25 protein-coding genes and 1 tRNA gene are annotated in these 24,176 nt (G+C 70.2%); 18 read left to right on the top strand and 8 right to left on the bottom strand.

The features are described 5' to 3' along the window. Window positions 1-51: 51 nt before the first annotated feature. From ABZ354_RS06410 to rdgB, 4 genes are all read left to right on the top strand, one after another. Complete coding sequence (locus ABZ354_RS06410) at window positions 52-285, top strand: PTS glucose/sucrose transporter subunit IIB (protein WP_358653553.1); 234 nt, start codon at window positions 52-54, stop codon at window positions 283-285. 91 nt (window positions 286-376) lie between these two features. After that, window positions 377-1,114: a ribonuclease PH gene (gene rph, locus ABZ354_RS06405; protein ID WP_358653551.1), complete on the top strand. Its 738-nt coding sequence runs from the start codon at window positions 377-379 to the stop codon at window positions 1,112-1,114. Window positions 1,115-1,249: 135 nt separating this feature from the next. Next, complete coding sequence (locus ABZ354_RS06400; RefSeq protein ID WP_358653549.1) at window positions 1,250-1,654, top strand: hypothetical protein; 405 nt, start codon at window positions 1,250-1,252, stop codon at window positions 1,652-1,654. Window positions 1,655-1,713: 59 nt separating this feature from the next. Beyond that, window positions 1,714-2,316 (top strand): RdgB/HAM1 family non-canonical purine NTP pyrophosphatase, encoded by a 603-nt coding sequence (gene rdgB, locus ABZ354_RS06395; protein ID WP_358653547.1) that lies wholly within the window; start codon window positions 1,714-1,716, stop codon window positions 2,314-2,316. A 4-nt stretch (window positions 2,317-2,320) separates the two neighbouring features. On the opposite strand, the gene ABZ354_RS06390 is transcribed toward rdgB, so the two are convergent. Both ABZ354_RS06390 and bcp read right to left on the bottom strand, forming a co-directional pair. After that, window positions 2,321-2,407, bottom strand: a tRNA-Leu gene (locus tag ABZ354_RS06390). Between the two features lie 41 nt (window positions 2,408-2,448). Continuing rightward, window positions 2,449-2,916, bottom strand: a complete 468-nt coding sequence (gene bcp, locus ABZ354_RS06385) for a thioredoxin-dependent thiol peroxidase (RefSeq protein WP_358653545.1) — start codon at window positions 2,914-2,916, stop codon at window positions 2,449-2,451. A gap of 362 nt (window positions 2,917-3,278) precedes the next feature. Here bcp and ABZ354_RS06380 point away from each other — a divergent pair, with 362 nt between their 5' ends. Beyond that, a complete protein-coding gene (locus ABZ354_RS06380) occupies window positions 3,279-3,626 on the top strand; it encodes a DUF3618 domain-containing protein (protein ID WP_358653543.1) in 348 nt (115 codons plus the stop codon). 118 nt (window positions 3,627-3,744) lie between these two features. Next, window positions 3,745-4,047, top strand: a complete 303-nt coding sequence (locus ABZ354_RS06375; protein ID WP_358653752.1) for a co-chaperone GroES — start codon at window positions 3,745-3,747, stop codon at window positions 4,045-4,047. 83 nt (window positions 4,048-4,130) lie between these two features. Here ABZ354_RS06375 and ABZ354_RS06370 read toward each other — a convergent pair whose 3' ends face one another. Next, entirely contained in the window at window positions 4,131-6,590 is a 2,460-nt protein-coding gene (locus tag ABZ354_RS06370) for a transglycosylase domain-containing protein (protein ID WP_358653541.1), read from the bottom strand. A 179-nt stretch (window positions 6,591-6,769) separates the two neighbouring features. On the opposite strand from ABZ354_RS06370, the gene ABZ354_RS06365 reads away from it, so the two are divergent. From ABZ354_RS06365 to ABZ354_RS06350, 4 genes are all read left to right on the top strand, one after another. After that, window positions 6,770-7,570, top strand: a complete 801-nt coding sequence (locus ABZ354_RS06365) for an ABC-2 family transporter protein (RefSeq protein WP_358653539.1) — start codon at window positions 6,770-6,772, stop codon at window positions 7,568-7,570. Window positions 7,571-7,691: 121 nt separating this feature from the next. Continuing rightward, window positions 7,692-8,456: an ABC transporter permease gene (locus ABZ354_RS06360; RefSeq protein WP_358653750.1), complete on the top strand. Its 765-nt coding sequence runs from the start codon at window positions 7,692-7,694 to the stop codon at window positions 8,454-8,456. 65 nt (window positions 8,457-8,521) lie between these two features. Beyond that, complete coding sequence (locus ABZ354_RS06355; protein WP_358653748.1) at window positions 8,522-9,568, top strand: ATP-binding cassette domain-containing protein; 1,047 nt, start codon at window positions 8,522-8,524, stop codon at window positions 9,566-9,568. Between the two features lie 9 nt (window positions 9,569-9,577). Next, window positions 9,578-10,378, top strand: a complete 801-nt coding sequence (locus ABZ354_RS06350) for a DUF1707 domain-containing protein (protein WP_358653537.1) — start codon at window positions 9,578-9,580, stop codon at window positions 10,376-10,378. 30 nt (window positions 10,379-10,408) lie between these two features. Here the strand turns inward: ABZ354_RS06350 and ABZ354_RS06345 are convergent, their stop codons facing one another. Next, on the bottom strand, window positions 10,409-11,746 hold the full coding sequence (locus tag ABZ354_RS06345; protein ID WP_358653535.1) for an SGNH/GDSL hydrolase family protein: 1,338 nt from the start codon (window positions 11,744-11,746) through the stop codon (window positions 10,409-10,411). 405 nt (window positions 11,747-12,151) lie between these two features. Here ABZ354_RS06345 and ABZ354_RS06340 point away from each other — a divergent pair, with 405 nt between their 5' ends. Together ABZ354_RS06340 and ABZ354_RS06335 are read left to right on the top strand one after the other, a co-directional pair. After that, complete coding sequence (locus ABZ354_RS06340; RefSeq protein WP_358653533.1) at window positions 12,152-13,414, top strand: DUF445 domain-containing protein; 1,263 nt, start codon at window positions 12,152-12,154, stop codon at window positions 13,412-13,414. 130 nt (window positions 13,415-13,544) lie between these two features. Further along, entirely contained in the window at window positions 13,545-15,080 is a 1,536-nt protein-coding gene (locus ABZ354_RS06335) for an MFS transporter (RefSeq protein ID WP_358653531.1), read from the top strand. A gap of 138 nt (window positions 15,081-15,218) precedes the next feature. Here ABZ354_RS06335 and ABZ354_RS06330 read toward each other — a convergent pair whose 3' ends face one another. Beyond that, window positions 15,219-15,521: a hypothetical protein gene (locus ABZ354_RS06330; protein ID WP_358653529.1), complete on the bottom strand. Its 303-nt coding sequence runs from the start codon at window positions 15,519-15,521 to the stop codon at window positions 15,219-15,221. A gap of 191 nt (window positions 15,522-15,712) precedes the next feature. Between ABZ354_RS06330 and ABZ354_RS06325 the strand changes: the two genes are divergently transcribed. Both ABZ354_RS06325 and ABZ354_RS06320 read left to right on the top strand, forming a co-directional pair. Further along, window positions 15,713-16,132, top strand: a complete 420-nt coding sequence (locus tag ABZ354_RS06325) for an Hsp20/alpha crystallin family protein (protein ID WP_358653527.1) — start codon at window positions 15,713-15,715, stop codon at window positions 16,130-16,132. Window positions 16,133-16,495: 363 nt separating this feature from the next. Then, window positions 16,496-16,921 (top strand): DUF2267 domain-containing protein, encoded by a 426-nt coding sequence (locus ABZ354_RS06320; RefSeq protein ID WP_358653746.1) that lies wholly within the window; start codon window positions 16,496-16,498, stop codon window positions 16,919-16,921. Between the two features lie 137 nt (window positions 16,922-17,058). On the opposite strand, the gene ABZ354_RS06315 is transcribed toward ABZ354_RS06320, so the two are convergent. Both ABZ354_RS06315 and ABZ354_RS06310 read right to left on the bottom strand, forming a co-directional pair. Next, window positions 17,059-17,274 (bottom strand): DUF397 domain-containing protein, encoded by a 216-nt coding sequence (locus tag ABZ354_RS06315; protein ID WP_358653525.1) that lies wholly within the window; start codon window positions 17,272-17,274, stop codon window positions 17,059-17,061. Then, window positions 17,275-18,120 carry a helix-turn-helix transcriptional regulator gene (locus ABZ354_RS06310; protein ID WP_358653523.1) on the bottom strand — a complete coding sequence of 282 codons (846 nt, stop codon included), beginning with the start codon at window positions 18,118-18,120 and terminating at the stop codon, window positions 17,275-17,277. A 222-nt stretch (window positions 18,121-18,342) separates the two neighbouring features. On the opposite strand from ABZ354_RS06310, the gene ABZ354_RS06305 reads away from it, so the two are divergent. Then, entirely contained in the window at window positions 18,343-18,975 is a 633-nt protein-coding gene (locus tag ABZ354_RS06305) for an ATP-binding protein (RefSeq protein ID WP_358653521.1), read from the top strand. Window positions 18,976-19,025: 50 nt separating this feature from the next. On the opposite strand, the gene ABZ354_RS06300 is transcribed toward ABZ354_RS06305, so the two are convergent. Continuing rightward, complete coding sequence (locus ABZ354_RS06300) at window positions 19,026-19,964, bottom strand: hypothetical protein (RefSeq protein ID WP_358653519.1); 939 nt, start codon at window positions 19,962-19,964, stop codon at window positions 19,026-19,028. Window positions 19,965-20,201: 237 nt separating this feature from the next. Between ABZ354_RS06300 and ABZ354_RS06295 the strand changes: the two genes are divergently transcribed. From ABZ354_RS06295 to ABZ354_RS06285, 3 genes are read left to right on the top strand one after another with little or no spacing between them, the layout of a single operon-like run. Then, window positions 20,202-20,891, top strand: coding sequence for a hypothetical protein (locus ABZ354_RS06295; RefSeq protein ID WP_358653518.1), 690 nt, complete (start codon window positions 20,202-20,204; stop codon window positions 20,889-20,891). Window positions 20,892-20,912: 21 nt separating this feature from the next. Further along, window positions 20,913-22,343, top strand: coding sequence for a hypothetical protein (locus tag ABZ354_RS06290; protein WP_358653517.1), 1,431 nt, complete (start codon window positions 20,913-20,915; stop codon window positions 22,341-22,343). Beyond that, a complete protein-coding gene (locus tag ABZ354_RS06285; protein WP_358653515.1) occupies window positions 22,340-24,157 on the top strand; it encodes a DEAD/DEAH box helicase in 1,818 nt (605 codons plus the stop codon). Before ABZ354_RS06290 ends, ABZ354_RS06285 begins: the two co-directional genes overlap by 4 nt. Window positions 24,158-24,176: the final 19 nt, after the last annotated feature.

The raw sequence follows: 24,176 nt of genomic DNA, 5'->3' as shown, positions 1-24,176 counted from the left end.
GGCCAACTGTGGGTTACTGCGACAAAGCGGCTCGCATCAGGGAGAAGGAACATGGCCAGCAAGGCTGAGAAGATCGTTGCCGGGCTCGGCGGCCTCGACAACATCGAAGAAGTCGAGGGCTGCATCACCCGCCTCCGCACCGAGGTCGTCGACCCCTCCAAGGTCGACGAGGCCGCGCTGAAGGCCGCCGGCGCGCACGGCGTCGTCACGATGGGCAACGCCGTCCAGGTCGTCATCGGCACCGACGCCGACCCCCTCGCCGCGGAGATCGAAGACCTGATGTGAGGGCCCCGCGCCGCACACCCGCCTCACCCGTGAGGGGCCCGTTCCCCTCGCCGGAACGGGCCCCCCGGCACGTGCGGCTAGGCTCGACCGCATGTCACGCATCGACGGCCGCACCCCCGAACAGCTCCGCCCCGTCACCATCGAACGCGGCTGGAGCAAGCACGCCGAAGGCTCCGTCCTCGTCTCCTTCGGCGACACCAGAGTCCTCTGCACCGCCTCCGTCACCGAGGGCGTCCCCCGCTGGCGCAAGGGCAGCGGCGAGGGCTGGGTCACCGCCGAGTACGCCATGCTCCCCCGCGCCACCAACACCCGCGGCGACCGCGAATCCGTCCGCGGCAAGATCGGCGGACGCACCCACGAGATCAGCCGCCTCATCGGCCGTTCCCTGCGCGCCGTCGTCGACTACAAGGCCCTCGGCGAGAACACCGTCGTCCTCGACTGCGACGTCCTCCAGGCCGACGGCGGCACCCGCACCGCCGCCATCACCGGCGCCTACGTCGCCCTCGCCGACGCCGTCTCCTGGGCCCAGGGCAGGAAGCTGATCCGCGCCGGCCGCAAGCCCATCACGGGCACCGTCTCCGCCGTCTCGGTGGGCATCGTCGCCGGAGTCCCCCTCCTCGACCTCCGCTACGAGGAGGACGTCAAGGCGGACACCGACATGAACGTCGTCTGCACCGGCGACGGCCGCTTCGTCGAGGTCCAGGGCACCGCCGAGGCCGAGCCCTTCGCCCGCGACGAACTCAACACCCTGCTCGACCTGGCCGTTTCCGGCTGCACCGAACTGGCCGCCCTCCAGCAGAAGGCACTTGATACGGTCGCCGGAAAGTAAAGGGCGCCCCAAGACGGGGCGGCGGAGGAAGCAACCGGGCCACCCGCCCCGGCGTCCTATCCGACGGGCGTACGGCTCACCGCCGTGCGCCCGCCCACGGGCCGCCGGGCCCACACCGAGGGAGGGATCGCATCCATGGCCGCGAGCCGACGCCGCCGTAGCCGTATCGCCATCGCCACCGCAGCGATGGCCGCCGCCGCACTGACGGCAGGCCTGACCACCGGCTGCGACGCTGTCGGCAAGGCGCTGGACTGCGTGCAGACCGCCGACGCCATCGCCGACAGCGTCACCGGCCTCCAGCAGGCCGTGGAGAACGCCTCCAACGACCCGACCCAGCTCGAGGAATCCCTCGACTCCATCGAGAAGGACCTCGGCGACATCGGCGACAAGACCGACGACGCCGACGTCACCAAGGCGGTCGACGACCTCCAGAAGGCCGTCGAAAACGTCCGCACCTCCGTGAAGAACGGCGACGAGACCCCTGACATCAGCCCCGTCACCGACGCCGCGGGCGAACTGACGAAGGTCTGCACGCCGTAACCCCCGGGCCTGGCAAGGGTGGCGAGACACGAGTGACGGAGGGCAGGGATACTGCCCCCATGACCCGCTTGATCCTCGCCACCCGCAACGCCGGAAAGCTCGTCGAACTCCGCGAGATCCTCGCCGAGGCCCGACTGCCCCACGAACTCGTCGGCGCCGAGGCCTATCCCGAGGTGCCCGACGTGAAGGAGACCGGCGTCACCTTCGCCGAGAACGCCCTCCTCAAGGCCCACGCCCTGGCCCGTGCCACCGGCCTGCCGGCCGTCGCCGACGACTCGGGCCTGTGCGTCGACGTCCTCGGCGGTGCCCCCGGCATCTTCTCCGCCCGCTGGTCCGGCCGGCACGGCGACGACAGGGCCAACCTGAACCTGCTCCTGGCCCAACTGTCGGACATCGCCGACCCGCACAGGTCCGCGCACTTCGCCTGCGCGGCGGCGCTGGCTCTTCCGGACGGCACGGAAAGGGTGGTCGAGGGCCGGCTGAGGGGCACCCTCCGCCACACCCCGACCGGCACGAAGGGCTTCGGCTACGACCCGATCCTCCAGCCCGAGGGAGACACGAGGACCTGCGCGGAACTCGCCCCGGCGGAGAAGAACGCGATCAGCCACCGGGGGAAGGCGTTCAGGGCGCTGACGCCGGTGCTGCGGGAGTTGCTCGGTTAGAGCTTGGTGCGGCCGGAGGGACTCGAACCCTCACGGGAGTTACCCCACTGGGACCTAAACCCAGCGTGACTGCCAGTTCCACCACGGCCGCCTGCTGTGCTGCCCGGCCATGTTACTGGCCGGGCAGGGCGCTCAGATCCCCAGATCCTTGATGATCTTGGCCACGTGGCCCGTCGCGCGGACGTTGTAGAGGGCGCGTTCCACCTTGCCCTGCTCGTCCACCACGATCGTGGAGCGGATGACGCCCATGTAGGTCCTGCCGTAGTTCTTCTTCTCGCCGAAGGCGCCGTACGCGTTCAGAACCTCTTTGTCCGGGTCGGCGAGGAGGGTGACCTTCAGGGACTCCTTGTCGCGGAACGTGGCGAGCTTCTCCGGCCGGTCCGGGGAGATGCCGAGGACGTCGTAGCCGGCGGTGGCCAGGACGTCGAGGCTGTCCGTGAAGTCGCAGGCCTGCTTCGTGCAGCCGGGGGTGAGGGCGGCCGGGTAGAAGTACACGATGACCTTGCGGCCCTTGTGGTCGGCCAGCGACACCTCGTTGCCGTCGGCGTCGGGCAGGGTGAAGGCGGGGGCCACGTCCCCGGGCTGGAGGCGCTCGGTCATCGGTCTCGACTCCTCATGCGTGCGTCAAAGGGTGGTGCCGGTCCGAGCCTAGGCCCTCTCGTTGGGATCAGCCCGGTCGTGGGGCGCGGTGCGTCCTGGCCGGCCCGAACGGGGCCCGGTGCGTGCGGCCGCGGGGGCGGCGAAGGGAGCCGACGCGACGGCGGCCCGGGCCGCCCGCGTGGGCGGCGTGGAGCCGCGGGGCGGAGCCCGTGAGCGAGCCGACGCCGGGGATGCGCGCGCCGGGCGCCCGCGCCCCGGGACGATCCGAACGAGGGGCACAACCGGGGGGTACTGACCGTGCGGCGGGGGGCGAAGCTGACAGACTGTGGGCAACAGCGTCACAAGACTTCGGAGGCCGTACGGTGGCGGACACGTCGGACACCAGAACCCCGGCGCAGATCGAGGCGGACATCAGGCGTCGCCGCGAGGTGCTGGCCGAGACCCTCGACGAGATCGGGGTGCGGGTGCACCCCAGGACGATCGTGGGTGACGCGAGGGCCAAGGTCGCAGCGAGTGTCGACCACACCTTTGGACGGGCGTACGTCGGTGTGAACCGTGTCGTCAGTGATGTGCGGTCGCGGTTCACGGACGACGAGGGTGTGCCCCGGCTGGAGCGTGTGGTGCCGGCGGCGCTGGTCGTGGCCGGTGTCGTCGGGCTCGTGGTCGTGGGTGCGCGGCGGCGTGGCCGGAGCGGCCGGCGGCGGCGCTGAGGCTCGGTACCGAGTCGGCGGGTGGGCTACCCGGCGGCGCGGCTTCGTGCCGCGGGCAGGTAGGTTCTTGGGTGTGAGCGCCAACGAACATCAGACCCCCGACAAGCTGCCCATCCGGATGCTGCACGACCGTGTGCTCGTGCGGCAGGACAACTCCGAGGGCGAGCGGCGTTCCGGGGGCGGCATCCTGATTCCCGCGACCGCGGCGGTCGGACGCCGGCTGGCCTGGGCCAATGTCGTCGCCGTGGGGCAGAACGTACGGACCGTGGAGCCGGGCGACCGGGTGCTGTACGACCCGGAGGACCGGGCCGAGGTCGAGGTGCGGGGCATCCCGTACGTGCTGATGCGTGAGCGGGACCTGCACGCCGTGGCCGCGGACCGGTTCGAGGGGTCCGAGGACTCCACGGGGCTCTATCTCTGAGGCAGACACTGCCGTAGTCCGGCAGTGGAGTGGCCCGAGGGCCGGTGACGACCGTTGACCAGCGGTCGTCACCGGCCCTCTTCTCAGTCTCCGGACGTGAGTTGGCTCTCGCCCCCCGGGCCTCCCGTGGCGGGTGTCCCCGTGGTGGCGCCGCCGTCCGTCGCGCCGCCGTCCGTCGGTCCGCCGTCGGTGGTGCCGCCCCCGTCGGTGGTCCCGCCGTCCGTCGTCGGGCCGCCGTCCGTCGTGCCGCCGGAACCGGCCGTGGTGCCTCCGTCGGTCGTTCCGCCGTCGATGCCGCCCGGGCCGCCCGTGGTGGCTCCGCCGTTGGGGGTGCCGGTGGTCTGGCCCGGGGTCTCGCCCGGGGTCTGACTGCCGGCGGTGGCGCCGTTCGTCGGCGTGCCGCCGGTGTCTCCCGTGCCGGGGTCGGTCGGGGCGCCGGTCGTCGGGGGGCGGGTGGCGCCGGTGTCCTTCTGGACGTCGAGGTCGAAGTCGGTGACCGGCCTGCCCTTCAGCGCGTCGGCGGTGTACTGGCCCCAGATCTCCGCGGGGGCGCCGCCGCCGTTGATGCGGGGCAGCCCCAGCGCGCCGTACAGCGACTTGTGTTCGGCGGTCACCGGGTCCTGGCCCATGACGGCGACCACGGTGGCGAGTTCGGGCGTGTAGCCGGCGAACCAGGCTGCCGTGTCCTCCTCGGCGGTGCCGGTCTTGCCGGCGGCGGGGCGGCCGGCGGCCTGGGCGGCGGTGGCGGTGCCCTTCTGCACGACGCTCCGCAGGACGGACGTGGTGGTGTCGGCGGCCTTGCGGCTGACGGCCTGACGGGTGTTCCGCTCGGGCAGGTCGAGGACGTTCCGGCCGTCCTTGGTGACCTTCTCGACCATCGTGTACGTGCCGTGCTTGCCGTGGTTGGCGAGCGTGGCGTAGGCCTGCGTCATGTCGAGGACGCTGGCGGTGGCCACGCCGAGCGCGATGGACGGGGTCGGGGTGAGGTCGGGGGTGGTGCCGGGCAGGCCGAGGTCGACGGCGGTCTGGCGGACCTTGTCGGAGCCGACGTCGACGGCCATCTGCGCGTACACGGCGTTGACGGACTTGTCGGTGGCTTCGCTGACGCTGATGTCGCCGTAGTCGACGTGGTCCTCGTTCTCGGGGGCGTAGTGGCCGCCGGACCAGCCCTGTACGGGGCGCTGGTCGCTGCCGTCGTAGACGGTGCTCGGGGTGATGGGGCGGCTGTCCTGGGTGACGGAGTCGTTCTCGACGGCGGAGGTGAACACGAACGGCTTGAAGGTGGAGCCGACCTGGAAGTCGCGGCGGGTCGCGTTGGGCGTGTACTGCTTGACGTAGTCGATGCCGTTGTACATCGCGACGACCTTGCCGCTCTTCGGGTCGATGGAGGCACCGCCCGCGCGGACGTACCGGTCGGCCTCGTGGTTCTTCCTGTCGAGCTTGTTCATCACCTTGTCGTCGACGGCCTTCACGAAGGCGTCCTGCTTGTCCTTGTGGAGGGTGGTGGTGATGCGGTAGCCGCCGCCGTCGAGGGAGGCCTCTTCGACGATCTTGTTTTTGATCAGGTAGTCGCGGACGACGCGGACGACGTAGCCACGCTGTCCGGACAGGCCGGCGGAGACGGTGGTCTCCTTCGGCACGGGGAACTTCATGGCGGCGCGCTCGGTGGCGGTGAGCCAGCCCTCCTTCGCCATGCCGTCCAGGACGTACTTCCAGCGGGACTCGGCGGCGGGCCTGTTCTCGGGGTGGGCGACGACGTCGTACTCGCTGGGAGCGTTGAGCAGTGCCGCGAGGTAGGCGCCGCGGGCCGGGTCGAGGTCCTTGGCGTCCACGCCGTAGTAGGCCTGGGCGGCGGCCTGGATGCCGTACGCGTTGCGGCCGAAGTAGCTGGTGTTGAGGTAGCCCTCGAGGATCTGCGCCTTGCTCTCGGTGCGGTCCAGCTTGATGGAGATGAAGAATTCCTTCGCCTTGCGGGTCACGGTCTGTTCCTGCGCGAGGTAGTAGTTCTTCACGTACTGCTGGGTGATCGTCGAGCCGGACTGCTTGCCCTTGCCGGTGGCGGTGTTCCAGGCGGCGCGCAGCATCGCCTTGGGGTCGACGGCCGACTCGGAGTAGAAGTCGCGGTCCTCGGCGGCGAGTACGGCCAGCTGGGCGTCCTTGGAGATCTGGGCGAGGGTGACGTTCTCGCGGTTGATCTCGCCGTCCCGGGCGAGCTGGCTGCCGTCGGCGTAGAGGTAGACGTTGGACTGCTTGGTGGCGAGGGCGTTGGCCGGGGGGATCTTCACCATGGAGTAGCCGGCGAAGAAGGCGCCCATGAGGAGCAGGACGGCGACGAGGAAGGTGCCGAGGACCATGCGCCAGGTGGGGATCAGCCGTCGCCAGCCGGTGCGCCGGGGCCGCTTGGGCCGCTTGGTCCCTTCCGGTGAGGGGGCGTCCGACTCGCCGCCCGTCACGAGGGCGGCCGTCCCGGGGCCGGCTGCCGGGGGGTCCGGCCGGTTCGCCGGACCCTCGTTCGGCTGCTGTGGCTGCGACTCGTCGCTCATGTCGTGCATGGACTCCTGTTTCGCGTCGTGCGCCCCGCTGGGCGCCCGTCTGGAGAAGACTCTCGCACCGGGCGTTCCGTTCCCGGCCGGGGGTACAGGCGGAAAATCCGTGGCCCGCCCGGTCGCCGGGGGCCTAGGCTCATCCGCTTGTGTGCCGTTCGGCGAAGAAGGTGACGGGTGTGGGCTCGGGACGGTTGTACGCGGCCGTCGCGGCGGGGGGTTTTCGACGGTACGCGACGTATCGCGCCGCCACGGCGGCGGGGGTGTTCACCAACACCGTTTTCGGGCTGATCCTCGTGTACACGTACCTCGCGCTGTGGGACGAGAAGCCGCATCTCGGCGGCTACGACCAGGCGCAGGCGGTCACGTACGTGTGGCTGGGGCAGGCGCTGTTCGCGGGGCTGGCCCTCCAGGGCGGTGGTTTCGAGACGGAGCTGATGGAGCGCATCCGCACCGGTGACGTCGCGGTCGACCTGTACCGGCCGGCCGATCTGCAGCTGTGGTGGCTGGCGTCGGACGTGGGCCGGGCGCTGTTCCAGCTGCTGGGCCGGGGCGCGGTCCCGTTCGCGGTGGGGGCGCTGCTGTTTCCGACGGCGCTGCCGGACGATCCGGTGACGTGGCTGTCGTTCGGGGTGGCGGTGCTGCTGGCGGCGCTGGTCAGTTTCGGGATCCGGTATCTGGCGGCGCTGAGCGCGTTCTGGCTGCTGGACGGGACGGGCACGATGCAACTGCTGCTGGTGGTGGGGATGTTCAGCTCGGGGATGCTGCTGCCGCTGACGGTGTTCCCGGGCGTGCTGGGCGAGGTCGTACGGGCGCTGCCCTGGTCGTCGCTGCTCCAGGCGCCCGCCGATGTGCTGCTGGGGGAGGCCGATCCGGTGGGCACGTTCGCCTTCCAGGCGGGCTGGGCGGCGGCGCTGCTGGTGGCGGGGCGGCTGGTGCAGGCGGCGGCGACCCGGCGGGTGGTGGTGCAGGGTGGCTGAGGGGCGGGTGGCCGATCGCCGGATTCCCGGAAACCGGCCGGGCGAGGGCCGGACGGCCGGGGGCGGGACGGCCGCGGGCCGGGCGTGGGAGGGCCTGCGGGCCTACCGGCTGATCGCGGGGATGTGGATGCGCTCCACGATGACGTACCGCGCGTCGTTCGCGCTGACCGTGCTCGGCAGTCTGCTGGTGTCGGGGCTGGACTTCGTCGGGATCATGCTGATGTTCTCGCAGGTCGACGCGCTCGGCGGCTACACGCTGCCCGAGGTGGCGTTCGTGTACGGCCTGTCGGCGACGTCGTTCGGGCTGGCCGACCTGCTGTTCGGTTCGATGAGCCGGCTGGGCAGCCGGGTGCGGGACGGCACCCTGGACACGCTGCTGGTACGGCCGGTGCCGGTGCTCGCGCAGGTCGCCGCGGACCGGTTCGCGCCGCGCCGCGTCGGCCGGATCGTGCAGGGCGCGCTGGTCCTCGGCTACGCGGTGACGAGCCTCGACGTGGACTGGTCGGCGGGCAGGCTGCTGCTGATGCCGGTGACGCTGGTGTGCGGAGCGGGGATCTTCGCGGCGGTGTTCGTGGCGGGCGCGGCCTTCCAGTTCGTGGCGCAGGACGCGTCCGAGGTGCAGAACGCCTTCACGTACGGCGGGACGACGCTGCTGCAGTATCCGCCGACGGTGTTCGGGCCCGAGTTGCTGCGCTCGGTGACGTTCGTGCTGCCGCTGGCGTTCGTGAACTGGCTGCCCGCCTCCTATGTGCTGGGGCGGCCGTATCCGCTGGATCTGCCGGGCTGGGTGGCCTTCATGCCGCCGGTGGCCGCTGTCGCGTGCTGCGCGCTCGCGGCGGCGGCGTGGCGGGCGGGGCTGCGGTCGTATCGGAGTACGGGGAGCTGAGGGGCGTGGACGTGGACGAGGCGCGGGCGGACGCCGGGACGGGCGGCGGGGCCGACAGCGGGGCGGTGAGCGGTCCGGACGGCGGTTTCATCGAACTGGACGGTGTCGAGAAGGTCTTCGACGTCCGGAAGAAGACGGGGTTCCTGAGCTGGGAGCGGCGGCGGGTGCGCGCGGTCGACGCGCTGTCCTTCACGGTGGCGCGCGGCGAGATGGTCGGCTACATCGGCCCGAACGGCGCCGGGAAGTCCACCACGATCAAGATGCTGACGGGCATTCTCATGCCGAGCGCGGGCCGGCTGCGCGTCGCGGGCATCGACCCCACGCGGGAGCGGACGCGGCTCGCGCACCGCATCGGGGTGGTGTTCGGGCAGCGTACGACGCTGTGGTGGGACCTGCCGCTCATCGACTCGTACCGTCTCGCGCACCGCATGTACCGCATCCCGCGGGCGCGTTACCGCGAGAACCTCGACCGGTGCGTGGAACTCCTCGATCTGGCCGGACTGCTGGACGTGCCGGTCCGGCAGTTGTCGCTGGGGCAGCGGATGCGGGGCGACATCGCCGCGGCGCTGCTGCACGACCCGGAGGTGCTGTACCTGGACGAGCCGACGATCGGCCTGGACGTCGTCTCCAAGGCCAAGGTGCGGGGCTTCCTGCGGGAGCTGAACACCGAGAGCGGTACGACCGTGCTGCTGACCACGCACGACCTGCAGGACATCGAGCAGTTGTGCTCCCGGGTGATGGTCATCGACCACGGGCGTCTGATGTACGACGGTCCGCTCACCGGGCTGCACGAGGTGGGCGGCAGTGAGCGGACGCTGGTCGTGGACCTGGAGCGGGAGGTGCCGCCCGTGGAGGTGCCGGCGCCCGCCCGCGTCGTACGGGTGGAAGGCCCGCGGCAGTGGCTGGCGTTCCCGGCGTCCGGGTCGGCGGCGCCGCTGGTGGCCGGGATCGCGGCGCGTTACCCGCTGGTCGACCTGTCCGTGCGGGAACCCGGCATCGAGGCGGTGATCGCCAGGATGTACGCGGAGCACGCCGGGCAGGCGGGCAGGGCGGAGCGTGCGGGCCGGACCGGCCGGGAGGACCGCGTAGTACCGGGGGCGGGGACCTCGTAGGCTGCTGTCATGAGTGACGATGCCCCCCAGCTGCGCGCCTCCGACGCCGACCGTGAACGGGTCGCCGAGATCCTGCGGGACGCCCTCGCGGAGGGCCGTCTCGACATGGAGGAGTTCGAAGAACGGCTGGAGACGACGTACACGGCGCGCACCTACGCGGAGCTGGCGCCCGTCACGCGCGATCTGCCGGCCCCGGGTGTCGCACCGCCGCCGTCCTCGCTCTCGCTGCGCAAGAGCCCTGGCGACGGGGGGAGCTGGGCGGACCGGTTCGTCACCCGCGACGATCCGGGCTCGTCCGGTACGGCCATCGGCGTGCTGTCCGGTTTCCAGCGCAGGGGCCGTTGGACGGTGCCGAGGCGGATGACCTGCTTCGCCTTCTGGGGCGGCGGCGAGCTCGATCTGCGCGAGGCGAACTTCGCGGACCGCGAGGTCGTCGTCACCTGTGTGACGATCATGGGCGGCGTGCATGTGATCGTGCCGCCCGGTGTCGAGGTCGTGGTGCGCGGCATCGGCCTCATGGGCGGCTTCGACCAGCGCGAGTCGGGCGTGGCCGGTGACCCCGGGGCGCCGCGCGTGATCATCAAGGGCTTCGCGTTCTGGGGCGGCGTGGGCGTGGACCGCAAGGTCACGAAGGGCGAACGGCAGCGCCTGAAGGAGGAGCGCCGTCAGGAGCGGCTGGAGCGCGAGCAGGAGCGCAGGGAACTGCGGGGAGCGGCCCGCGAGGACGCGCGGGACCGGCAGGCCGCGGACGACGCGCGTGCTGCCGGTGCCCACGAGGCGCACCGCTCCGAGGAGCGCGGGGACCGCTGACCCCGGCGGGGAGGCGCCCCTCCCCGTGGCTCACAGCTCGGCGGGTGCCGCGCCCTTCAGTGCGTCCAGGTCGAAGTACTCGCCCATGCGGGCGTAGCCGTGGTCGCTCGGGTGGAGGTGGTCGCCGGAGTCGTAGTCGGGACGCAGCCGCCGAGGGGCGTACGGGTCGCGCAGCGCCGCGTCGAAGTCGACGACGGTGTCGAACACGCGGCCCGCGCGGATCGCGGCGTTGACCTGCTGCCGCACGGCCTCCCGCTGGGGAGTGAAACCGCGGTGCCCCGTGAACGGCATCAGCGTCGCCCCGACGACCTTGACCCCGCGCGCGTGGGCCTGCCCGACCAGGGTGCGCAGCCCTTCGAGGATCTCGTGCGGGTCGGCGAGCCGCGGGTTGCGCAGGATGTCGTTGACGCCGAGGTCGATGACGACGACCTTGACGTTGGTGCGGCCCAGCACGTCGCGGCTGAAGCGGTTCAGGGCACTGGGGTTGTCCGCGGGGCGGCCGAGGCCGTCGGCGAGGACGCGGTTGCCGCTGATGCCCTGGTTGACGATGCCGTAGCGCGGCACGTCCGCCCCGGCCGCGGCGGCCTCGCGCAGCCGGTCGGCGAGGACGTCCGTCCAGCGGGCGTTGGTGTTCGGGGTGGAGCTGATGCCGTCGGTGAGGGAGTCGCCGAGGACGACGACCGTCCCGCCGGCCTCGTTGCTGAGGACGTCCAGTGCCGTCAGGTAGCGCCAGGCCGGCGACTGTTCGGTGAACGGGGTGCCGGTCGCGTCCTCGGTGCGGTCGCCCACGGCGGCGTAGGAGGTCTGCCGGGCGTGCGGGTGGTAGGTGACCGGGCCGCCCGGAGTGGGGGAGTACGTGGTGACGAGCATGTCCGCGTCGTGCGGGACGGCGAGGCGGACGGCGTCGCTCATCACCTGCCCGCCGGCCGGGACGACCACCGGGACGGTGCCGCCCCCGAAGGTGAGCCGGCGCATCGTGCCGGCCACGGCGGCCGGGGTGTTCGGCCCGGCGGCGACGGCGATCGAGGCGTGCGCGATGGTCAGCGGCGACTGGCCGTAGAGGTTGGAGAGGGTGATGCGGGCGCCGGTGCCGCCGACGGTCGTGTGCACGACGTTGCGTACCGAGCGGCCCGCGAGGCCCGTGGTCTCCGTGCCCGGCTCGGCGCCGGCGGGCGACGCGGACCAGGTGCCCACCCAGGAGCCGGTGGAGGCGGGTGCGGCGGAGTTGTGCGGGGGGCGGCCGTCGGCGACGTCGCCGCGCGGGTCGCCGCCGTCGTCGGACGCGACCCCGACGTATATGGCGGCGGAAAGAGCCACGATCAGGGCGACGATCGCGGCGAGCAGGGCGTGTCCGTGACGCCGGGTCATGCTGGTGCTGTTCTCCTCGGGCGACGGGAGCCCGAGGCTCCGATCTGATGTGCCCATGATGCGACATGGGCGCGCAGGGAGTTGACGGCACCCCGCCCCGATTCCCCCCTCCGAACAGACGCCGGGAACTCCTGTTCCGTTCCGGGAGTCGGTCAGGAAGGGACAATTGTGTGCGGGATCACCGGAGGGGTGGAGCGGATGGAGTGGATGGAACGGGCGAAAAGGAAGGTACGGGGCGCGTCGGGTGGCCCTCCGGCGGACGGCTCCCCGACGGACGGTGCTCCGGCGGGTGACCGCCCGGCAGGCCGTCCTCCGGCCGGTGGCCCCTCGCCCGCCGGCTCCCCCGGGAGTCGTCCGCCGGGGGAGGGCGAGGGCCGTGGCGTCCCCGCTGCCGCCGTGCGCGCGATGACGACGTTCAGCGCGGCCGACGAGGAGAAGCAGCGCGGCGTGCGCCGTATGAAACTCACGGCGGCCGGCCTGCTGCTGGTCGTCGCCGTCGTGTACGTCCTCGCCGAGTGGGCCGCGCACGCGGGCGCCGGTCCCTGGGCGGGATACGTCGCGGCGGCGGCCGAGGCGGGCATGGTCGGCGCGCTCGCCGACTGGTTCGCGGTCACCGCCCTGTTCCGCCACCCTCTCGGCCTGCCCATCCCGCACACCGCGATCATCCCCACCAAGAAGGATCAACTGGGCGTCTCCCTGGGCGAGTTCGTCGGCGAGAACTTCCTCTCCCAGGACGTCGTACGGCAGCGGCTGCGCGCCGTCGGCATCGGCGGCCGGCTGGGCGCCTGGCTGGCCCGGCCGGAGCACGCCGACCGCGTCACGGCCGAGCTGTCCACCGCGCTGCGGGGCGCGCTGACCGTGCTGCGCGACTCCGACGTGCAGGCGGTGGTCGGCGAGGCGATCACGCGCCGCGCGGGTGCCCAGGAGATCGCGCCCGGCCTCGGCGGGATGCTGGAGAGGATCGTCACCGACGGCGGCCACAAACGCGCCGTCGACCTGGTCGTCACCCGCGCCCACGACTGGCTCGTCGTGCACGGCGACTCCGTGATGGACGCCGTGCAGGGCGGGGCGCCCGGCTGGACGCCGAGGTTCGTGGACAGGAAGGTCGGAGAGCGCGTCTACAAGGAACTCCTGCGCTTCGTCACCGAGATGCGCGACATGCCCGCCCACCCGGCGCGCGGCGCCCTGGACCGGTTCCTGACGGACTTCGCCGCCGACCTCCAGTCCGACACGGACACCCGCGCGCGGGTCGAACGCCTCAAGGGCGAGGTGCTGGGCCGCGGCGAGGTCCAGGATCTGATCGCGTCCGCCTGGACCGCCGTACGGTCCATGATCGTCGCGGCGGCGGAGGACGAGCGCAGCGAGCTGCGGCTGCGTGTGCGGGCGTCCCTGCTGTCGCTCGGCTCCCGCATGGCCACCGATCCGAAGGTGCAGGGCAAGGTCGACGGTTGGGCGGAGGGCGCCGCGGCGTACGTCGTGACGACCTACCGCCGCGAGATCACGTCCCTGATCACGGACACGGTGGCCGGCTGGGACGCCGAGCACACCACGCGCAAGATCGAGGCCAACATCGGCCGTGACCTGCAGTTCATCAGGATCAACGGCACGGTGGTGGGGTCGCTGGCGGGGCTGGCGATCTACACGCTGGCGCGGGCGGCGGGGGCGTAGGCCATCCCGCGCGGTTCCGCGCCCGCCCCTCGCGCCCGCCCGTCGCCCGTCCCGTCCCACGGGTGGCGGGCATGAAATCTCCGGGGCGGGGGCACCCGATGCGAGCTTTCGCTCGCTGAGGAGGGAGCCCATGAGCAGCCCAGCCGCCCCTGCTGCCGAAACCGGCCGTACGGTCACCACGGCCATCCCCGCCCGCCTGGACCGCCTGCCCTGGTCCCGCTGGCACTGGTCGGTCGTCATCGGCCTCGGCACCGTATGGATCCTGGACGGCCTGGAGGTCACGGTCGTCGGCAACATCGCGGGCCGTCTGTCCGAACCCGGCAGCGGGCTGCCGATCTCCTCGGGCCAGATCACCGGTATGGCGGCCGCGCTGTACGTGGCCGGCGCATGCCTGGGCGCCCTGTTCTGGGGCCGCCTGACCGACGTGTACGGCCGCAAGAACCTCTTCATGATCACGCTGGTGGTCTATCTCGCGGCGACCGCCCTCACGGCGCTGTCCTTCAACCCCTGGTGGTTCTTCGTCTGCCGCTTCCTCACCGGCTTCGGCATCGGCGGCGAGTACGCGGCGATCAACTCCGCGATCGACGAACTGATCCCGGCGGAGTACCGGGGCCGCGTCGACCTGATCATCAACGGGAGCTTCTGGCTGGGCGCGGTCGCCGGCTCGCTCCTGTCGATCGTCGCGCTGAACACGGCCGTCCTGCCCAAGGACGTGGGCTGGCGGCTGACGTTCGCGCTGGGCGCCGTACTGGCCGTGGTGATCCTCCTCGTACGGCGGCACGTCCCGGAGAGTCCGCGCTGGCTGCTGATCCACGGCCGCGACGACGAGGCGGAACGCATCGTGACCTCCATCGAGCGGCGCGTCGAGGCGGAGAAGGGCGAGCAACTGCCGCAGCCACACGGCGAAATCACGATCCATCAGCGCAAGAGCGTCAGCTTCCTGGAGATCGGCCGCACGGTGTTCTCCGCATACCGGCGGCGCGCGATCCTCGGTTTCTCCCTCTTCATCGGCCAGGCGTTCCTCTACAACGCGATCACCTTCGGCTTCGGCGCGATCCTGACCCGCTTCTTCGACGTGCCGACCGGCAACACCGGCTACTACTTCGCCGTCATCGCCGTCGGCAACTTCTTCGGCCCGCTGCTGCTGGGCAAGCTGTTCGACACGGTGGGCCGCCGGGTGATGATCTCCTCCACCTACCTGCTGTCCGGGCTGCTGCTGTTCGGCACGGCCTGGCTGTTCGACCGGGGCTCGCTGAGCGCGGTGACGATGACGGCGTGCTGGTGCGCGGTGCTGTTCTTCGCGTCGGCCGGCGCGTCCAGCGCGTACCTCACGGTGTCCGAGGTGTTCCCGATGGAGACCCGCGCGATGTCCATCGCCTTCTTCTACGCCCTCGGCACGGCGACGGGCGGCATCAGCGGACCGCTGCTGTTCGCCGACCTCACCGGCACGGGCAAGGTCGGCGACACGGTGCTCGCGTTCCAGATCGGCGCGGGTCTGATGTGCGCGGCGGGACTGGTGGCGGCGGCCCTGGCGGTGAAGGCGGAACGCCGCTCGCTGGAGGACATCGCGAAGCCGCTGACGGCCGCGGCGCCGAAGGGGACGGCGCCCGCGAAGGGGGCCGGGCCGGGCCCGACGGGGACGGGGGCGCCCGGGGCGCCGGCCTGACGGGGCCGGTCTGCTACGAGGCTCTCGTGACGGCCGACCGCGTGTGCCCCGTCCCGCGCGCGGGACGGGGCACACGCGGCCTCGCGGCGTAGACGCCCCGGTCAAGCTGTGCCGCGGGTGGGCGGGGCGCGAGGAGTCTCAGCCCTGCCGGTCGGCGAACGTCCAGGAGGCGAGTGCGACGGCGCCCGCGACGGAGAAGACGGCGGGCCAGGCGCCGACCTTCCTGGCGAGGGGGTGCGATCCGGCGAACGCGGTGACGTACGCGGCCGACAGGGCCACCGCCGCCGCACCACCCGCCCGCTGCCGCCACTGCTGCGCCGCCGCCACCCCGGCGGCGGCGAGGACGACCCCGCCGAGCTGCCGCTTCCCGGTCCAGCGGGCCAGGCCGTACCCGCCGATGAGACCACCCGCGGCGACCACCGCGCCGGGAACCTTCGCCATGCCTGCCTCCTGCGACCACTGCCGGGACTGTCGACCGAGACTAACGCCAGGGGCGGAGCGGGGACGGCGCCAGGGCCGTCCGGCCGTCAGCTTGAGTCGACCCTTGTCAATTTTCCTTGCTCTGAGCTATATAGATAGAGCAACCCGTAGGGCATCGCACAGAACGCCTCATGAAGGGAGTGAGACCCGTGATGCTCATGCGTACCGACCCCTTCCGGGAACTCGACCGACTCGCGCAGCAGGTCTCCGACTCGTCGCATCCGGCCGCGATGGCCATGGACGCCTACCGCCACGGGGACGACGTGGTCATCCACTTCGACCTCCCGGGCGTCGAACCGGAGTCCATCGAGCTGGACGTCGAACGCAACGTCCTGAACGTCCGTGCCGAGCGCGGATCACCCGCCCCCGACGGCGCGGAGACGATCGTCGCCGAACGCCTCACGGGTACGTTCACCCGGCAGCTCTTCCTCGGCGACACCCTCGACACGGAACGCATCGACGCCTCGTACGACGCCGGCGTCCTGACACTGCGCATCCCGGTGGCCGAGCAGGCCAAGCCGCGCCGGATCCCGATCAGCGGCGGGAGCAGGCCCCAGCAACTGAGCGGATGAGCGAGGGGCGCCGCGCCCGAGCCGCCGGACACCGGCGCCTGGCGGCTGACGCCGCACGACCGGCCCGCCGGACGGCTGAGTCGGGCGGCGGCTCGGGCGTCCGCCCCACGTGAGCGAGCCCCTTTCCTTTTACGTTCCCAGGAGAAACCCACCATGAGTGCCACGACGGTGCCGAGCGTGACGGTGCCGATCAGCAAGGTGAGCCACCGGCCGGCGGCGGAGAAGCCGGTGGAGTCGGCGAATTCGGTGAAGCCGGTCACCACGGCGAGCCCGTCCAGGACAGGCCGCACCACGGCGACGTACGACCGGCCGGCGGCGCGCGACCGGCCGGAGACGTACGACCGGCCGGAGACGTACGACCGGCTGGCGGCGCGCGACCGGCCGGAGAGGTACGACTGGTCGGACCTGATCGCCGAGGTCCAGGACGCCGGCCAGTACCCGACGGCGGCGGAGGCGGAACGGGTCACCCGCATCGTCCTGGCGGCCCTCGGCGGCCACGTCGTAGGAGACGAACGCGTCGACCTCGCCCGCAGACTCCCCCCGGAGGCGGCCCGGGTGGTCGCGGACCGGATCCCGGCGACGCGCAGGCTCACGGCCGCGGAGTTCGTGGACTCGGTCGCCGTCCGCGTCGCGGGAGCGACCCTGGCGACGGCCCGCTGGGACGTCAGCTCGGTCCTGAGCGTCCTGCCGCCCCTGCTGGGAGACGCCCTGACCACCCGCATCCTGGCCCAGCTCCCGCCGGGCTACGCGCTGCTCTTCGGCAGAGCGGACCTGAGCCGGACGGCGTAGCGCGCCGACGGGGCGGCCCCGCCCGGGAAACCGAACCCGCCGCCTCGTTGGGTGGGATGACTCGAAACGCCCCCTTCACGCCGGCGGGCGCCTCCACGCTGGGGTGCTCGCCGACGTGAAGGGACGCCGAGACGAAGCTAGTCGGCCGAGGCTATGTGCCGTGCTCTCATCAGAAAGCAGGTCCACGCACCCGCGGACACCGCGAGACGCGGGCCCGTGGGCCGCTTGGAGTCCCGTACGAGAATCCCGGCCGGTACGAACGCGGCCTCGACGCACTCGGTGGCGTTGCCGCCGCTGTAGGACGACTTGAACCAGGCTGGCCCTGACGCTGATCCGGTGGTGTGGGCGGTCATCTAGAGCTCCTTGTACGCGCGGTGAATCACGGCAGATGAAGCCTCGATGTTCAAGGCTTGCGCGCGCAGGTAGTCGAACGCAAGTCCGTATCTGTCCAGTTCTTCGTCCTTCTCCAGGAAGAGCGAGCCGGTGTGGAAGTCGACGTACACCACGTCAAGGGCAGATTCGGGGCCTCCCACAATGACGAAGCTGCCGAGTGCGGCGGTGTGAGCCCCCTGCGAGAAGGGGAGGACCTGAAGAGTGATGTGAGGCGACTCATTGGCCTCAAGCAGCCGGTGGAGCTGCTCCTTCATGATCTGCGGCGAGCCGACGATCCGGCGGATCACGGATTCGTCGAGGATCGCCCACAGCCGCAGCGGCTTTGGGCGGTCGAGGATCTCCTGCCGCTTCATACGGATGTCGACCAAGCGCTCGATCTCGTCTTTGTTCAGTGGCACTTCGTTGGCCTTCTGGAGTGCCGTGCTGTAGGAGCGGGTCTGGAGAAGGCCGGGTACGTACACGCAGGAAAAGTGGCTCTCGTACTTCGCCTCGTCCTCCAGCGTGAGCAGCAGGTTCATGCTCTCGGGGATCGAGTCGGCGAAGGAACTCCACCAGCCCTGCTGCTTGGCGTCCTTGGCGAGGCCGACGAGTGCCCGGCGCTCGGCGTCGCTCGCTCCGTACTCGCGGCACAGTGGGTCCACGACAATCCACTTGACCGGTCCGGCCTGGGTCTCGTACCGGCTGACGGTCGCCTTGGACACGCCGACCAGCCGTCCCGCTTCCTCGAGTGTCATCCCTTTGCGGGCGCGCAACTTGCGCATCATCGCGCCCAGTTGCCGGCGGCGGGTGGTGGTGCGCTCGGACATGAAACTCCTTCGCCGTACGACGGGCAGCGGGCTGCCCGGAGGCCGTGTTCAGGCTAGGCGCCCGCCGAGCCCGTCCTCCATCGGATTCACCCGATGGAGATGCGTGAGAAGTTACACAGCGAGAAGTCTCCGTGTCATGCTGGTCTGGCGGTTGGCTACGCGGCGCGGTCGTACCGACACGACGGCGCGGGATCGGGCGTAGCCCCGGAGGGAGGAACAGCCTTGACCGGTTACGGCATCAACGAGCCTCTGCTTCGCTGTGTACTGCCTTTCGCGGCAGTACCGGCCGAGGTCGGCCTCCTGCGCAGAGCGGCTGCCAAGCAGCTCAGCGGGTGGGGCATGCCCTGGGCGACCAGTCAAGCGGAACTGCTGGTCACCGAGTTGGCGACGAACGTCGTGAAACACGTGGGCGAGGGCGCGGTGGCAACGCTGATCCTTGAATGCGAAAGGGCGCGCCTCCGGATCGAAGTCCATGACAAGAGCACGGAGCTGCCGTCAGCCAGGACGGCCCGCTGCGAAGAGGAGTGCGGCCGGGGCCTCCATCTCGTCGCCTCCCTGGCCGAGGACTGGGGCACGGTCCTGACGGCGGCGGGCAAGGCCGTGTGGTGCGAGTTCCCGATCGGCGAGGGTCAGGTGTGCCGGCACGTCGCGCGGGCGGTCGAGGCGCTCGAGGGTTACCAGTCGGCCAATGGCGGGGCCCGGCTGTGCGGAGCCGGCCGTGACACGGAACTCAGTGAGTCGGCAGTGGCCCTGATCTCCGACCTGCTCCACTGGTCCACCGCCCGCGGACAAGATCCGGACGACATCCTCGACCGGGCGCAGATGCACTTCGAGGCCGCGGTTCGCGCCGCTTAGGCATCGGTTGGCTGGTCTTCAAGGGGCGGTACGGACATGGTGCCTGCGAATCAGCCCACTGCGGCGCGCAGCAACTTGCCGGCGTCGTTGGGCAGGCCGTGCTCATGGAGTGTCAGGGCTGCGTGGATGACGTGCTCGGCCTCGCTGTCCCGGCCGTAGACGTGGAGCAGATTGTCGGCGAGTTCGTGCTGTTGTTGCTGCCGGAGAAGAACTAGCAGCCCGGCCGTTTCCAGTGGGCTGAGTGCCTCGGTTGTCTGACTCAGTACCTTGATCGCCAGGCCATGAGGGCTGGAACTCTGTAGTTGTCCGGCCTGAATGGCCAGTTGATGTACGGCCGCCGTGTCGTTACGCATCCGCCGCCGGTCCCCCTTGTTGCGGCGGACCGGCGGCGGAGGGGGAGGCGTTCGGGCAGCCAGTCGGGCTGGCAGGCCGGCCCGCGATGCCTTCAGACCGGCCATGGCCGCTCGCAGCATCGCCACCTCTTCCCGGAGTGTCTCGACCTTCACCTCTTCGGCGTCCTCATCCTTCCCTTCTTCATCTCCGTCGTCTCCTCGCTGGGGAGGGGCCGCCTCGCTGAACTGCGGCAGAAGTGACTCCGTCTGCCCCCGCCGGACCTTGCAGTTAGCGCAGCGTCGTTCCGCTTCGGCCCTGCTGTGCATCATCGTCAGCTCTTCGAGGGAGATGCCGACACGGTCCCCGCCACCGGCGGCAGCGCAAGCGACGTCGTAGAGGTGCTGGGTAATCCGCAGGCTGGGGACGGTCTTGGCATTCAGGAACCGAGAGAGGCAGCTCGACGCAGTGTTGAGTTGCCTTGCGGCTTTCTCCTGAGTAAATGGCGTATATGTCGATCCGGATGAATTGTCCAGGGAAAGGTGCTGGCAGAGCCCCTGCAGTGCCTGAGCGAAGGCTCGCCAACCGGGAGGAACGTCGCTGCTCAGCGTCTTGATTGCCCACTGGTTCGGCATCCTGGCGTCCCCGTGCTGACTCATTCCTGTTTCCCCTTCCGCACCCTCGCCCCCTGCCAGAGTCCTGCAATTCTGCCCGCAGGGAGGACACTTGGGCCTTGCTGTTTTCTGAGCAAGCGTTTCTTGGTGGACTTTCAATTGCCTTCCGGTGCAAGACTTGAGGACCGCCCGAGGGGTGGGGGCGTGGCCAGAACGGACGGTCTTCGGTCTGTTCGTGAGGCCGCGGAGTGGTGTGCTGTTCGAGGGGACCGGAGGCGCTACATGACGCTGCCGTCGTGGCAGGACAAGAAGCTAGGGGGCAAGGCGCGGGCCGCGCTGTGGCTCGTGACCGTGGTCGGGGAAGGCAACATCTTCACGAAGAGCGACCTCCGGAACGCGATTCCGGACGCTCAGATCGACAGGCGGGTCAGGGAGCTTCGGCCGCACGGCTGGAAGATCGCTACCAGCCGCGAGGACCCGAGCCTGAAGCAGGAGGAGCAGCGCTTCGTAGCGCGAGGGGCGGACGTCTGGATTCCTGGCAAGGCGAAGGAAGCCAAGCACAAGAACAGCCTTACGTCGGCTCAGCGCGCGAAGGTGTTCCAGCGGGACAACCACCTCTGCCGGACGTGCGGCATCGGCAGCGGCGAAGCGTACGAGGACGGCATCGAGCTCGCTGTGCTGAATGTTGCTCGCCGCAAGGTCCTACACGAGGACGGGATGGTCGAGCACCAGTTCATCACGGAGTGCAAGAAGTGCGTCACGGGGGGCGGCGCCGACAGGGAGGTGGATCTCAGTGCTCTGCTGGAGCTCATCGAGAACCTTGGGCCGATGGAACGGCGCGTTTTCGCCGGGTGGATCGCCGCCGACCAGCGCACGCTGACGCCACTCGACAAGGTGTGGGGCCTTTACAGGACCCTGCCGGCGGCGTCCCGTACTGCCGTGGCTGAGGCGATCAACGAGATGGACAGCTAGGAAAGAGGACGGGGAAACCCCATGCTGCGAGAGTTCCCGCCGCCCCCGCGCGCGGCTGAGTTCAGCGAACTGATCAAAAAGCGACTGGAAGAGGTGCGAGCGGCCGGCGGTACACGGGAGACCGTCACCGTCGACTGGAACAGCCAGCAGGCGCACGTGGAGGTCATCGACCTTCCGCTCAGCGGTCTCTATCTCAACCCGGGTACGCATCGGATCCGTGCCCAGCGGAGCCACGATCCGGCCCGCGACGAGACCCTGGAGAAGGACCCCTGGAGTGCCGAGAGCCAGGACTACCTGAGGCACCTGCTCCAGGCCCGGCCCACGAATCCTGATGTCCGGGACGTCGAGTTCGACAACCTGAAGAACGACCTTCAGACGTTCGGGCAGAACGAGCCGGGACTCGTCACGCACGACGGCGTGCTGGTCAACGGCAACACCCGGGCCGTCGCACTGGTGGAACTCGGCGCGCAGTCGATGCGTGTGGGGGTGCTGCCCGAGTCCTTCACGTGGGCGGACGTCTACGCCGTGGAACTGTCCCTGCAGCTTCGACAGGACCAGAAGCGGGACTACACGTTCATCAACCGGCTACTGGCGATGGAGGAACAGGCGTCGCTCGGCAAGACACCCGAGCAGATCGCCAAGGAGTTCCGGATCAAGACGACCACCTATCATCAGGCTCGGTGGATTCTCAGCACGATTCAGGACCTGAACGAGCGGAGCAAGAGCGGTGGCGGCGCAGCATTGCGCCTCGTCGACTGGGAGGCGGCCCAGGAGAGCCTGAAGGAACTGCAGCGCCTTTACGTCAAGCTCCAGAACCTTGACCGCGACCAAGCGGAGATCCTGAAGGAATGGCGGCTCGCCGCCATTCTGCTGGACTTCTCGAAGACGGACATCCGGCATATCGACGAGGAGTTCCTGAAGCAGGACTACCTGGCCCAGACCCTGCCGACGGGCCTTGCGGAAGCTGGAGCAGCCGCCGCGCAGCCGCAGGCGGTGGCCGTGCCGGGGCTTGGTCTTCACGTGCCCACCGCCTCCTCTGGTGTCTCCGCGGCGAGGGCGCTGAACGACCAGATTCTCCGCTCCGCGGCTGTCCGGAACGCGCCGGACTTGCCGGACAGCGAAAAGGCGAAGGCGCAGCAGCTCTTCGATGACGCTAAGGACGCCTTTGACAAGGCCATTGAACAGGCAGGCCGTGACGGCCGCGTACGCAAGCGCAAGCAACTGGCACCCGCTCGTCTCGCAGACGCCTGCGCCAGCATCGACCAGTGCGTGATGGAGCTGGTCCAGGCGCGTACGTCGCAGAGCTTCGACGAGGAGGCTTTCGACGAGGCTGTCCTCAAGCTGCGAGGCAGTCTCCGGAAGCTCGCTCAGCAGGCGGGCCGGGGAATTCCGAACCCCGGCGACGGTGTGTCCTGGCTGCTTGCTGCGGCAGCAGCGGAGGGATCCCAGTGACTCAGGGCAACCTCGAGGCGTCTCTGCGCCTCGGGTTTGACGAGACCCGGACGCGCGTTGTTCTGAGGACGTCGGACCGGTACCGGCACAATCTTGTTCAGCTGGCCGCCCGGTTCCGTACCGGCGGCCAGCTGGGCCCGCTCGCCGCCTCGGTCGCGCTGGATGAGCTGCTCGCGGATCTGGGCGTTCTCCGCCACTGGCCGGATCACGCTGGCGTCGAGTGGGCTTCCGAACTCCGCGATCTCGTGGCCGGCGTCGTGCAGGACGCCAATACGGTCCAGGGACGCCTGTCGGGCTCGGCGACCTCCGAAGAGGTCGGCCCTGACGATGTGGCTGGTCTGCTCGGCGAGACGTGGGAAGCAGAACTCAGCACATTTCAGCGACGGGATATCGGAAAGCTTCTCTCTCTGCGTCACGGCGCTAACTTCAGCGTCCCGGGCGCCGGGAAGACACGTGTCGCCCTTGCCGTGTACGCGGCACAGAAAGCCCAGGGCAAGGTCAGCAGGGTGCTGGTGGTCTGCCCTAAGTCGGCGTACGAGTCGTGGCGTTACGAGACGGCCGTGTGCTTCAGCTACCCCCTCCGCACGCACGTTCTCGACGGCTCCATGGACCAGTGGGCTGAGGTGCTGATCGTCAACTACGAGCGACTGGACCGTTCCCTCCCGACGCTGGCAGCGTGGCTGAAATCGGGATCCTCAATGATCATCCTGGATGAGGCGCACAGGATGAAGCTCGGAGCCCGTGGTACGTACGGTGCCGCGTGCATGGCACTTGGTCCGCTCGCGGAGCGCCGTCTGATCCTGACCGGGACACCAGCTCCGAACGGCGCGAAAGACCTGGAGAATCTGCTCGGCTTCGTCTGGCCTGGGCATGGCCAGCGCGCGGTGGTCCAGGCGGTGGCAGGCGGCGATCTGGCTTACGCGAGCACTGTCCTGAGGCCACTGTTCACGAGGACGACCAAGCAGGAGCTGGGACTCCCCCCGATGCAACTGCGCATGCGGTACGTCGATATGCCTCCGCTGCACAGCGAGATCTACAGCTCGCTGGTCGGCGGCATGCGGACCGGTGCGGCGCGGGAAGACCTGAGCGCGTTGGGAAAGACCGCTCTGCGCCTCCTCATGGCGGCGACGAGCCCGGCCTTGCTGATGGAAGGGGCGAGTAGGTACGAGCCGCTGGCGTACCAACTGCCCCCGCTGGAAATCCCCCGGGGTACCTCCCTGTATTCGCTGATGCGGGACCTGCCTGACTACGAGCTGTCTCCCAAGTACAAGGAGGCGGTGGCGATAGTCGCCGGGAACGCCCAGCGGGGACGGAAGACACTGGTGTGGACGACATTCGTCCGTAGTCTGACAACGCTGGCCCAGATGCTGGAGAAGTACAGCCCCGCGGTCGTATACGGCGGCACACCGGACCGGGATGAACAGCTGCGGCGCTTCCGCGATGACCCTGCCTGCATGGTGCTCATCTCGAACCCCGCCACCCTCGGCGAGGGCATCAGCCTCCATCACCACTGCCATGACGCGGTGTACGTGGACAGGGATTTCATGGCGGGCAGGTTCCTCCAGAGCCTGGACCGCATCCATCGCCTGGGCCTGGCTCCGGGCACCGACACCCGCGTCACGGTGCTGGCAGCCCGGGACACCATTGACGAGGTAGTGGAGATACGGCTCGACCAGAAGCTCGAATTCATGGGGAAGATCCTGGACGACCCCACGGTGCAGCAGCTCGCGGATCTGGAAGAGGAGCCGGCGGTGGCGGCTGGGTTGGCGCCGAGCGATATGGAAGCCCTGCTCAGCCACATAGGCACTCGCTAGCTTCCAAGGGCGCCCGCAC

Source organism: Streptomyces sp. NPDC005925, from assembly GCF_040638805.1.
Taxonomy (GTDB): domain Bacteria; phylum Actinomycetota; class Actinomycetes; order Streptomycetales; family Streptomycetaceae; genus Streptomyces.
The sequence above is the reverse complement of the archived record's forward strand: the minus strand, read 5'-3'. Positions and strand labels throughout refer to the sequence as shown.